The organism is Bacteroides sp. AR20 (assembly GCF_964250605.1).
Lineage (GTDB): Bacteria > Bacteroidota > Bacteroidia > Bacteroidales > Bacteroidaceae > Bacteroides > Bacteroides uniformis.
Genome location: NZ_CAXUGK010000011.1, coordinates 113744 through 125870, shown reverse-complemented (window position 1 = coordinate 125870; position 12127 = coordinate 113744). Strand labels below are relative to the sequence as shown.

General features: G+C 46.4%; 10 protein-coding genes. 7 read left to right on the top strand and 3 right to left on the bottom strand.

Going from position 1 to position 12127, the window contains the following annotated elements:
• Positions 1–112: 112 nt before the first annotated feature.
• The 6 genes from rpe to ACESTD_RS08045 all read left to right on the top strand — a co-directional run bounded on the left by rpe (position 113) and on the right by ACESTD_RS08045 (position 7560).
• Positions 113–763 (top strand): ribulose-phosphate 3-epimerase, encoded by a 651-nt coding sequence (rpe, locus tag ACESTD_RS08070; protein WP_005830060.1) that lies wholly within the window; start codon positions 113–115, stop codon positions 761–763.
• A 58-nt stretch (positions 764–821) separates the two neighbouring features.
• The gene (locus tag ACESTD_RS08065; RefSeq protein WP_195391359.1) at positions 822–2858 is read left to right on the top strand and encodes a ComEC/Rec2 family competence protein; all 2037 of its coding nucleotides are present in this window, start codon (positions 822–824) and stop codon (positions 2856–2858) included.
• A gap of 86 nt (positions 2859–2944) precedes the next feature.
• On the top strand, positions 2945–3982 hold the full coding sequence (locus tag ACESTD_RS08060; protein ID WP_005830066.1) for a bifunctional oligoribonuclease/PAP phosphatase NrnA: 1038 nt from the start codon (positions 2945–2947) through the stop codon (positions 3980–3982).
• A gap of 103 nt (positions 3983–4085) precedes the next feature.
• The gene (locus ACESTD_RS08055) at positions 4086–4691 is read left to right on the top strand and encodes a DUF4827 domain-containing protein (RefSeq protein WP_005833312.1); all 606 of its coding nucleotides are present in this window, start codon (positions 4086–4088) and stop codon (positions 4689–4691) included.
• 25 nt (positions 4692–4716) lie between these two features.
• On the top strand, positions 4717–6105 hold the full coding sequence (glmM, locus tag ACESTD_RS08050) for a phosphoglucosamine mutase (protein ID WP_005833310.1): 1389 nt from the start codon (positions 4717–4719) through the stop codon (positions 6103–6105).
• Between the two features lie 99 nt (positions 6106–6204).
• Complete coding sequence (locus ACESTD_RS08045) at positions 6205–7560, top strand: sodium:alanine symporter family protein (protein WP_005830073.1); 1356 nt, start codon at positions 6205–6207, stop codon at positions 7558–7560.
• 16 nt (positions 7561–7576) lie between these two features.
• On the opposite strand, the gene ACESTD_RS08040 is transcribed toward ACESTD_RS08045, so the two are convergent.
• Both ACESTD_RS08040 and ACESTD_RS08035 read right to left on the bottom strand, forming a co-directional pair.
• Complete coding sequence (locus ACESTD_RS08040; protein ID WP_369871801.1) at positions 7577–8080, bottom strand: NUDIX domain-containing protein; 504 nt, start codon at positions 8078–8080, stop codon at positions 7577–7579.
• A 5-nt stretch (positions 8081–8085) separates the two neighbouring features.
• Positions 8086–9315 (bottom strand): S-adenosylmethionine:tRNA ribosyltransferase-isomerase, encoded by a 1230-nt coding sequence (locus tag ACESTD_RS08035; RefSeq protein WP_005833306.1) that lies wholly within the window; start codon positions 9313–9315, stop codon positions 8086–8088.
• Positions 9316–9442: 127 nt separating this feature from the next.
• Between ACESTD_RS08035 and ACESTD_RS08030 the strand changes: the two genes are divergently transcribed.
• Entirely contained in the window at positions 9443–10573 is a 1131-nt protein-coding gene (locus tag ACESTD_RS08030) for a DUF2027 domain-containing protein (protein WP_005833304.1), read from the top strand.
• A 59-nt stretch (positions 10574–10632) separates the two neighbouring features.
• Here the strand turns inward: ACESTD_RS08030 and ACESTD_RS08025 are convergent, their stop codons facing one another.
• Positions 10633–12111, bottom strand: a complete 1479-nt coding sequence (locus ACESTD_RS08025) for a serine/threonine-protein kinase (RefSeq protein WP_005833302.1) — start codon at positions 12109–12111, stop codon at positions 10633–10635.
• Between the last annotated feature and the right edge of the window lie 16 nt (positions 12112–12127).

The following is a 12127-nucleotide window of genomic DNA, read 5'->3' as shown; positions in this document are numbered from 1 at the left end:
TTACCACAAAGATAGTCGCGGTCTTGACTTTCTTATTTACCGGGCGTAAAAAATCTGTTTTTTTATATACCTTTGTACATAACAAAGTTCGTAAACTTTAGAACATAACATTATGAAACCAATCATATCCCCTTCTATTCTCTCTGCCGATTTTGGTTATCTGGCACGAGACATTGAAATGATTAACGAAAGTGAGGCTGAGTGGGTACATATCGACATCATGGACGGTGTGTTTGTCCCCAATATTTCTTTCGGATTCCCGGTACTGAAGTATGTGGCAAAACTGTCGCAGAAACCTTTGGATGTGCATCTGATGATTGTACAGCCGGAGAAGTTTATTCCGGAGGTGAAGGCTCTGGGGGCACATGTCATGAATGTGCATTACGAGGCTTGTCCGCATCTGCACCGTGTGGTGCAGCAAATCCGCGAAGCAGGGATGCAGCCGGCGGTAACAATTAATCCGGCAACTCCCGTATCCTTGTTGAAGGATATTATTAATGATGTATACATGGTGCTGATAATGAGCGTAAATCCTGGCTTCGGCGGACAAAAGTTCATAGAGCATTCTCTTGATAAAGTGCGCGAGTTGCGTGAATTGATTACGGTTACCGGTTCGCAGGCCTTGATAGAAGTGGACGGTGGCGTAAACTTGGAAACCGGTTCGCGTCTGGTAGAAGCTGGAGCAGATGTACTGGTGGCAGGCAATGCCGTTTTCTCGGCTCCCGATCCGAAGGAGGCCATCCGTGCATTAAGGAATCTGTAATCCGTCTTCTGGATTGATAATCGACAGCTGGCAACGGCATCCTTTCCTTCGACTGTTGATGCCGTTGGTAGTTGGTATTTTGTGTGGAGATGCGTTTCCACACGTGCTTTCTGCATGGGAGTATGTGGCAGGTTTTCTGCTTTTTCTTTTTATTATAGGTAGATACAAGCATACCGGATGGGTGTATGGAGCGGCGGTATACCTTTTCTTGGGTGGTACGGGGGGCTGCTTGATGAGTTGGCAGCAGGGAAAGACGGTATTTCCCTTTTCGGGCAAACCTGCTGTTTATAGGGTTTGTATCCGTGAGCATCCAGAAGAGAGGGAGCGCAGCATATTGTGCAGGGTTGCCCTGCTGGGAGAGGTAGAGAAGGATACAGTTACGGGTTGCCCCCGGAATCATCTTTTTCTGGCTTATTTTCCGAAAGATTCTGCTACGGCCACTTTGCGCCGTGGTGATGAGTTGCTGGTATCTACCCGGCTTGTTCCTCCGGCAAACAATGGTAATCCCGACGAGTTTGACTATGCCCGCTACCTGAGGCGGAAAGGCTATAGCGGCACGGCTTACGTGGCTGACGGACATTGGCGGAAGACGGGGCATGATGCCTCTCGCACTGTCAGCCAGGTGGCACTGGATTATAGGGCGAAAGTGGTTGGCTTATACCGGAGTTTGGGCTTTGAAGCTGATGAATTGGCCGTGCTTTCTGCGTTGACGGTGGGGGATAAAGAGGAACTGAGCGATGATATTGTGGAGACCTATTCCGTTTCGGGAGCCAGCCATGTACTGGCACTTTCGGGGTTGCACATAGGTTTTCTGTATGCTTTGCTCTTGTTTGTGCTTCGTCCTTTGTGGAGGCGATGGCGGCGGTTAAAACCTTTGTTGCTTTTGCTTCTGGTCCTTTTCTTGGTGAGTTTTGCTTTTTTCACGGGATTGTCTTCCTCGGTGGTGCGGTCGGTCGTCATGTTCTCTTTGTTGGCGTTTGCCGGTTTGCAGCCGGAAAAGCCGCTGACTCTGAATACGCTGGCGGCAACTGCTTTCCTGATGCTGCTGTGCAAGCCGGTCTGGTTGTTTGATGTCGGTTTTCAGTTGTCATTCTCGGCGGTTGCAGCTATTGTACTTGTACAACCTAAGTTATATGCCCTTTGGAAGGTTGACAATCGTTTCCTGCGATATTTGTGGGGACTTATGACAGTGTCCATGGCGGCTCAGCTGGGTACGGCCCCTTTGGTCATTTTCTATTTCTCCCGTTTTTCCACTCATTTTCTGTTGACTAATCTTTGGGTAATTCCCATGGTGTCGCTCGTTCTGTATTCTGCTGTCTTTCTGTTGATGCTTACGCCGCTGCCTTTTGTACAACATCTGTTTGCAAGGGTAGTAGAGGCATTGGTACATGTCCAGAATGAAGTGCTCCGCTGGATAGAGCATCTTCCCGGCGCTGCTGTTGATGATATTTGGCTGGATATATGGGGTGTTTTGCTCGTCTATCTGTTCTTGGGGATGGCATATTATGGCTTTCTACGCCTTACGGTACGTAGAGTATGCTTTGCGTTGCTGGCATTGTTGGCAGTGGTTTCCTGGCATTCCCTTTCCATCATGTCCAATGCTCCCCGGCAGGGGATTGCTTTTTATAGCGTGAGAGGCTGTCCCGTTGTCCATTGTATGGCAGACAACCGTCATTCTTGGTTGGCATGTGCCGATAGCTTGCCGGATATGCCGCGTCTGTGCCGTGCCCTTTCTCCGCATTGGAGCCGCCTGCATCTGGAGACTCCCCGACTGGTTGCCGGAGATTATACAACTCCCGGCTTATCCATGCGCAACCAGATTGTCTCTTACGCCGGTAAGCGCATCTGTCTTCTTTCCGACAACCGTTGGAGAAACAAGAACTCTTCCCGTCCCCTTTCAGTTGATTATCTGTATGTCTCCAAGGGGTATCAAGGTGGGGTAGAGGAACTTACTTCACTCTTTTCCATGGGCATGGTGGTGCTTGACGCTTCTCTTTCAGACTATTATCAGAATAAGATTGCCAATGATTGCGTTCGCTTAGGTATTCCCTATCTTCTTCTTTCTCAAAAAGGTTCTTACCGCATATTGTTATAAATCACAAACTTTTCGTACTTTTGCCCCTTCAATTTGTTATAAACGCCAAATAGTAAATAGTCAATCGTCAAATAGTAAATAAAAATATGTTGACCAAAGTAATAGAACAATCCAAGATAGACCATTTCACCAAATGGTTTGACCGTGCAGACAAGATAGTAATCGTTTCGCATGTGGGTCCCGACGGGGACGCCATCGGCTCTTCTCTGGGCTTGTGGCACTTCTTCAGCTCGCAGGGAAAGACGGCGAATGTTATTGTGCCGAACGCCTTTCCCGACTTCTTGAAATGGATGCCCGGGAGCAAGGACGTCCTTCTGTACGACCGCTACAAGGAGTTCGCTGACAAGCTGATTGCCGAGGCGGATGTCATTTGTTGTCTGGACTTTAATGCTATCCATCGTATAGATGCCATGGGTGACGCTGTTCTTGCATCCCCGGCAAGAAAAATACTGATAGACCATCATCTCCATCCGGAGGATTTCTGCAAGATTATCATTTCCCATCCGGAGATATCTTCCACTTCGGAACTGGTTTTCCGCCTGATTTGCCGTATGGGCTATTTCAGTGACATTTCAAGGGAAGGAGCAGAGTGCATCTATACGGGTATGATGACGGATACCGGCGGGTTTACTTACAATTCCAATAACCGGGAAATCTATTTCATCATCAGCGAACTGTTGTCGAAAGGTATTGACAAGGACGAGATTTACCGTAAGGTGTTCAATACTTATTCAGAAAGCCGTTTGCGCCTAATGGGATATGTCTTGTCACAAATGAAGGTCTATCCGGACTATCATGCAGCCTTAATTTCTCTGACTAAAGCCGAACAAAGCCAGTTCGACTATGTGCGTGGAGATAGTGAGGGGTTTGTGAACATTCCTTTAAGCATCAAAGGGGTGATTTTCTCTTGCTTCCTGCGTGAAGATACGGAGAAGCCGATGATAAAGATTTCTTTACGTTCGGTCGGTACATTCCCCTGCAATCAGCTGGCTGCCGAGTTCTTTGGCGGCGGCGGTCATTTGAATGCTTCCGGCGGTGAATTTTATGGAACGATGGATGAGGCCCGCAAGGTCTTTGAGCAGGCTTTGGAGAAATACAAACCGCTGCTGAATGCCAAAGGATAAAAAAAGTTCAGTTGTAAAGGTTAAAAGTTACGAACTTTCTATCTGCAGCTTTCAACTTTCAAGGAAATCAGATATTTTTGTACGAAATTACTAAATAACAGAAATGAAGAAACTTACTTTATTCTTTTTTGCCTTACTTGCAGTTTGTTTAGCCTTCCAGGCATGCGATAATTCTAAAACTTATGCCGAAATGCTTGAGGAAGAAAAAGATGCCATCAAAGCGTTTATCAAAGACAGTAGTATTGTCGTTATTTCTCAAAGTGAATTCTATGCGCAAGATTCGACAACGGATGTAAGCAGGAATGAGTATGTGCAGCTGGCAAGCGGGGTGTATATGCAGATTGTGGATAAAGGTTCGACGAATCCTGCGGATACAATAAAACCGAATGATTTGGTTTTGGTGCGTTATGAAGAGCTGAACTTGCAGTCTGGATATTTAATGTCTAATCTGGATATACCGATACCAGATTATTTGGATGAATTCAAATATACAGTTACCTCGTCATCTATTGCCGGAATTTTCATAAAGGGTTCTATGCGTCTTGCCTATGGTACGTCTGTGCCTGCTGGCTGGCTGGTGGCTTTGAAGTACGTTCGTGATAGGGCGCATGTGAAATTAATCGTTCCTTCTAAAATGGGGCAACAACAAGCTATGGAGAGGGTTTATCCTTGTTACTATGATATTCATAAATTCCAAATTTGGAACTAACCTATAAATTTTAAATCATTAACCTATGACTCTAATCAAATCTATTTCTGGAATCCGCGGAACTATTGGCGGTGGTGCTGGCGAGGGATTGAATCCGCTCGACATTGTGAAGTTCACTTCAGCTTATGCTACCCTGATTCGTAAGACGTGTACTGTAAAAAGTAACAAAATCGTGGTAGGGCGTGATGCCCGCATCTCTGGCGAGATGGTCAAGAACGTAGTAGTCGGTACCTTGATGGGTATGGGCTGGGATGTAGTGGACATTGATTTGGCTTCTACTCCGACTACCGAGCTGGCTGTAACCATGGAAGGTGCCAGTGGAGGTATTATCCTGACTGCCTCACACAATCCCAAGCAGTGGAATGCGTTGAAACTGTTGAATGAAAAGGGCGAATTTCTGAACGCTGCCGAAGGTCAGGAAGTACTCCGCATTGCAGCTGCCGAAGAATTCGATTATGCCGAAGTGGACCAACTTGGCTCGTACCGTCAGGATTTAAGCTACAACCAGAAACATATCGACAGCGTATTGGCGCTTGACCTTGTAGACGTGGAAGCTATCCGAAAGGCAAACTTCCGTGTAGCCATCGATTGTGTAAACTCTGTAGGTGGTATTATTCTGCCGCAACTACTTGAACAACTTGGTGTTCAGCACGTAGAGAAGCTCTATTGCGAACCGACCGGTAACTTCCAGCATAATCCCGAGCCTCTGGAAAAGAACTTGGGTGACATCATGAACCTGATGAAAGGAGGGAAGGCAGATGTTGCATTTGTTGTAGACCCTGATGTAGACCGCCTGGCAATGATTTGCGAAGACGGCAAGATGTACGGTGAAGAATATACACTGGTTACTGTTGCCGACTACGTATTGAAACATACTCCGGGCAATACGGTATCCAATTTGAGTTCGACCCGTGCCTTGCGCGATGTAACTCGCAAGTATGGGCAAGAATATTACGCTTCTGCCGTAGGTGAAGTGAATGTAACTACCAAAATGAAGGAAGTAGGTGCCGTTATCGGTGGCGAAGGAAACGGTGGGGTAATTTATCCGGCCAGCCACTATGGACGTGATGCCTTGGTAGGTATTGCCTTGTTCTTGAGCCATCTGGCACACGAAGGTAAGAAGGTGAGCGAACTCCGTGCATCCTATCCTGCATACTTCATGGCAAAGAATCGTGTAGACTTGACTCCTGAAACAGATGTAGATGCTATTCTTGCCAAGGTGAAGGAGCTGTATAAGAATGAAGAAATCAATGATATAGACGGTGTGAAGATTGACTTCCCCGACAAATGGGTTCATCTGCGTAAGAGCAATACGGAACCGATTATCCGTGTCTATAGTGAGGCTGCCACACCGGAGGCTGCCGAGGAAATCGGCCAGCAGATTATGAAGGTGATTGAAGACCTGGCTAAATAAGGCCGAACGAAATGTTATAATGAATGTCCCACTTTCCCGTGAAAGAGAAGTGGGACTTTTTTTAAACCTTCCCATGAACTCCTCCATCAAACTACTACTATGAATGGCATTTTAGATTCTATAGGCTCAGCAATAACCACTGTCAGTGACTTTGTCTGCGGGTATCCCTTATTTATCCTTCTGATAGGGGGAGGACTTTTCTTGTTCTTTTATTCCGGAGCTGTGTCCCTCTGCCGCATCGGATATTCGATAAAGGCCTTGCGCTATAAATCGGAAGTGGCGGGCGAAGGACAAATCAGTTCTTTCCAGGCCTTGATGAGCGCCATAGCGTCAACAGTGGGTATGGGGAATATTGCGGGGGTGGCTATCGCTATTACAGTAGGAGGTCCCGGAGCCATTTTCTGGATGTGGGTAAGTGCCGTTGTGGGTATGTCCACCAAATTCTTTGAAGGGGCTCTTGCCATTATGTACAAAGGACACGATTCTGCCGGAGAACCGCAAGGGGGGACGATGTATATCATTCTTCATGGGTTGGGCGAACGCTGGAAACCGTTTGCTTATTTCTTTGCGGTGGTGGGGTTGATAGGTACGTTGTGTGTAATGCAAGCCAATCAGTTGGTCGAGTCTGTCACTACGGTATTTACTACTCCGGCAGGAATAGAGAATACACTCGGTCTGCGTTTTGTGATGGGTATTGTCATCAGCCTGGTGGTAGGGGCGGTCATTATCGGTGGCATCCGGCGCATTTCGGTTATCTCGGCTAAAATAGTGCCGGTGATGGTTACTTGCTATATGCTGCTTGTCTTCGTTATTCTTTGTTTGAATTTTGATAAGTTGCCGGGAGTGTTGGCTTCCATTTTCCAGTCTGCCTTCAGCCTGGAAGCCGGTATCGGTGGAATTTTGGGAACTGCACTGACTGGTGCCCGCCGTGCTGCCTACGTCAATGAAGCAGGCGTAGGTACGGCCTCTATGATGCATGGCGCCTCCCGTAATGACAATCCCATTCGTGAGGGGCTGGTAGCCATGATTGGACCGGCCATCGACTCGGGGCTTGTTTGTACATTGACGGCCTTCCCTATTCTTATAGCTGGAAACTATGCGTCGGAAGGAGGCATAAAAGGCCTTTATATTGCTTTGAATTCTTTTGAGCAGCTCCTTCCCGGCTATGGGCATTATCTGTTGATGGTGATGGTCTTTTTCTTTGCCTTTTCTACCATGTTCTCTTATTCGTATTATGGACTGAAGTGCACCAACTTCTTGTTTGGTGCGGAGAATGCCAAGTATTATAACTACTTCTATTTGGTGATGATTGTTGTGGCTGCCATGATTCCGTTGGGAGCAGTGGTTGCCATCATGGATTTGGCTTTTGCCTTGATGGCATTGCCTACGATGACGTCACTGCTGTTACTTGCTCCACGGGTCAGGAGAAAGATGAAAGAATATTTTGCGAACTGATAGAAAGCAGCTTCCACTACAAGTTGATGACCTTTCCTATCTCTCCTTCAAAATTCGGGGTGAATACACCTTTGCCGATATTTGCCTTGATTTCATCGGGGCTCCAAAAACGTCCTCCGTCCAGCTCGTCACTGGGATGTATTTCACCGTCGTAGACAGTTTTGTGTACGAAGACCAGTTCCTTTTCGCGGGCAGACTCGAAGACGTAATGCATGACGGTTTCGGGAACAAAGTCGGTAATGCCGAGTTCTTCGCGTACCTCGCGTTTCAGCGCCATCTCTACACTTTCACCTAAATCGACGTGTCCGCCTACGGAGGTGTCCCACTTCCCCGGTTGTATGTCTTTCCATTCGGGACGTTTCTGTAGATACAACTCACCTTTGGAATTGAATACATGAAGATGGATTACCGGATGAAGCAGTTTGCTACCGTTATGGCATTCGCCACGGGTGGCGGCACCTGTGATGTTGCCTTGTTCGTCGACAAGGGGGAACATCTCTTGATTGTTATCGTGGTTCATTGTGCTTAGGGTATTAATAATGATGAATCTCCATAGCTCAGGAAGCGGAAATCATGTGCCAGTGCATAGTTGTAAATCTTCGGCCAATCACCGTGTACGAAAGCTGATACGAGCAGCAGCAAGGTACTTTGCGGTTGGTGGAAATTAGTCACCATAGCCTTCACGATTTTGTATTCATATCCCGGAGCGATAATGATTTGAGTGCTGGTATGCAGAGCCTCCATGCTATGTCTGTCCAGATAGGCAACAATGGCTTGCAGGGCTTCTACTGCAGAGGTGGCGGTGGCCTTGGCAGACATTTCATAAGGTTGCCATTGGTGGACGTGCAAGTCTTCCTCTGTGGCTTCTGGATTATTCAGTAAAGTGACTCCGATGTGATAAAGGCTTTCCAATGTGCGCACTGAAGTTGTTCCTACGGCCACTGCCTTGCCGCCGTGTACTATGAGTTTTTCCAATGTGTTGCGCGAGACAGAGATGTATTCCGTATGCATTTCGTGCCCTTCTATTTCTTCACTTTTCACCGGTTTGAAGGTTCCGGCTCCCACATGGAGTGTCAGCTCTTCCAATTCTACTCCTTTATTGCGCAATGCGTCCAATACGCGTGGGGTGAAATGCAGTCCCGCTGTAGGGGCAGCCACCGAACCTTTGATTTTGGAGTAGACAGTCTGGTAAGTCTCCTTGTCACTTTCCTGGGTCTCCCGGTTCAAGTAGGGGGGGATGGGCAATTCACCGAAGACCTCGAGAATGTCGGCAAAAGTCACTTCCGGATTATTCCAGCGGAAGTTTATCCAATGGCTGGTTCCGTGGCATTCACCCCGTTCGGCGGTCAGGGTGAGTGACTTGCCTTTCACGGTCATCTCACGTCTCAGCATGCCTTCCTTCCATTTTTTCAGGTTGCCGACCATGCAGAGCCAGGCGGCATGCTCGGTTTGCTGGAAGTTGAGGGCGTAGTCGTTCGGCTGTATGGGTTCCAGGCAGAATACTTCAATCAGTGCTCCCGTTTCTTTCCGGAAATGCAGGCGTGCTTGGATGACTTTGGTATTGTTGAATATCATCAGGCTTCCCGATGGCAGATACTCCGGCAGTGAAGTGAATCTGTCTTCTGAAACTTCTCCGTGGCGATACAATAACAGTTTGGACTGGTCACGTACGGACAATGGGAACTTTGCAATGCGTTCGTCCGGCAACGGGTAGTTGAATTCGCTGATTCTGATATGTCTGGGGTCTTCTTTCATGATGGCTTTCTCTTTATTATATCGGCTGCAAAGGTACGGATATTTGGGAAGATTTGAAGAATAAGGGAAATAATTCCTAACTTTGCAGGAAGAAAGTAGGAAAAGACAAACTAAAAGATAAGTTACTATGAAGATAGGAGATAAAGTTCGTTTCCTCAGCGAAGTTGGGGGCGGTGTTGTGACAGGATTTCAAGGGAAAAACATCGTGTTGGTGGAAGATGCCGACGGTTTTGACATACCGATGCCCATAAACGAATGTGTGGTGATAGAGACCGATGATTATAATATCCCCACTCCGGCAGCCAAAGCGGCTGCCAAGAAGAAGCGGGAAGAAGAGCAACAATTGCGCACGGCCGCTACTGCGGCAAGGCCGTCTGCTATGGAGTCTCAGGTTTCAGAGTCTCAATCGGTCCGTTTGGAGAAACCGCAGATATCTGTTTATCGTCAGCCCGAGATGAAAGGTGGAGATATCCTGAATGTTTTTCTGGCTTTTGTTCCGGAGGATATCAAGGCTGTCAGCACTACACCTTTCGAGGCATATTTGGTGAACGACAGTAATTATTATATGTATTACACCTATTCGAGTGCCGAAGGAAAGTCCTGGACAGCCCGTTCGCATGGTTTGATAGAGCCGAATACGAAACTTCTGCTGGAGGAGTTCGAAAAGTCCGAGTTGAACGACCGTGAACGTGTGATGGTACAGCTGGTGGCATTCAAAGATAACCGTGCGTTCACAATGAAACCGGCTGTCAGTGTGGAAGTCCGCATAGATATGGTAAAGTTCTATAAACTGCATACATTCCAGCAGACGGTTTTCTTTGAAACACCGGCCTTGGTGTATGATATTGTCCGGAATGACCAGCCTGCCAAGCAGGTGTATGTTTCGGCAGAGGAACTGAAGGAGGCTTTGATACAGAAAAAAACGGCAGATACTCCGTCCAAACCGCAGACGGTCATCAAGCGTGGTGGCAAGAATGGGATTGTCGAAATTGACCTGCATATTGGCGAGTTGCTGGATGACACCTGCGGCATGAGCAACAGCGAAATATTGAATTACCAGCTGGATAAGTTTCGTGAAGTGATGGAACAATACAAGAAAAAGCGCGAACAACGCATCGTCTTTATTCACGGCAAGGGAGATGGAGTGCTGCGTAAAGCCTTGCTGGACGAGCTGAAACGTAAATATCCTGACTGCCGCCATCAGGATGCTTCGTTCCAGGAGTACGGATTTGGGGCGACGATGGTGACGATTAAATAAAATCAAGTATTTGAATAGTGAATAGGGCAGTTCAAACATTGGAATGCCCTATTCATTATTTATAGTCTGACATTGACTCTTGTATTTTTCCTTATGTGTATTTCTTGAGTGGAAGGATTGGACTGCATCATTTCTGATTCTATTTGCTGGATTGCTCTTTTGGCTTTGTGTACAAACCTGCCTTTGGGATATTTTCGCAAATATTCTTCGTAATCTGCTACCGACTGGCAACTATAGAAGAGGCGTTCTTCATTTTCTCTTCTGACTTCTCTTATATCAGTAATGGGAAGAACTGGCTGTGAAGAAGGTTGTGGATGTGGGTGGACAATCTGTTTTTTAGGTTCCTCTTGGAACTGTTCAAGTTTTGCAGTATCCGTTTTTACCGAGTCCATAACGATGTTTTCTTCTCTATTTATTGGGGAGATTGGATTTACCTTGTTTCCCAAAAATTGTTTTATAAAGTTTGCATGAGATGAGGAGGGGTATTCTTTTAGAAAATCTCTGTAGTCTTCTTCTGTACGGCATGCAGCGTACTTGCGCTCTTCTTCAAGGTGTCTAAAGTATATGGAACCTCCTTTGACAAGCAATAGAATCAATACTATACCAAGGCCGGTCCATCCTGCTATGCGTTTATGCATGTTCGAAGGACAGAACTTTTCTTTAAGGCGTGGTGATGTTGTTTTAGGAAAAAGTGGAGCAATAGGCTTCAGCTGTACTGAAGGAGAGTCTGTCTTTGTTTGTTTTAGTATGGAGCAAGCAAACTCATAGGCTTGTTGGGCTGTGGGGCGGTCCCAAGTGTTGAGGGCAAGGCATGCGTGAACAAACTGGGACAATTGGGAAGAATATTTCTCATCTAATGCTGGAATATGTGCACCATTCAGTTGGACACAACCTCCCATACCTTCCCATAATACAAGACCAGTGGATAATTCATAAACACTCATCCCTAAAGACCATATATCGCTGGTAGCCACAATCAGTGGTTTCTCTGCAAAACGTTCTGGTCCCATATAGGCAAGTGTTCCGGAACTTTCTACTTTGTTGATACTTTTACGAAAAGTATGCTCCAGTTTACGGCTGATGCCAAAATCTGAGATGATGAATTTGTCATCATCCCCTATCAAAATATTATCGGGTTTTATATCTTGATGAATGATAGGAGGATTCTGATTATGAAGAAACATCAATCCGCATGATACATCGCGTATGAAGCGCCAGATTTGCTTTTCAGACATTTTGCCTTTCAAGCTCGCTGAGGACCCTTTGGGACAGTAAGGCATTACCAAAAAAGGGCACTGTCCAAAAACATCAAAATGATTAAGGTGCAGTAGATTGGGATGGTGTAATTTGTAGGCAAGTTTGAATTCTTCCCGGAAATCTTTTATGCCGTTGTCATCCAACAGTCCGTACAACTTTATGGCAACGTCTACATCTGCCAATATATTTCGGGCAAGCCAGACTTCACCAAAGCTTCCGACTCCTAATAGTTTCTTCAGCTGATAGTGTTCAGCAAATATATCACCATTTTTCAGTTGCATAGTTTCACAATAGTAA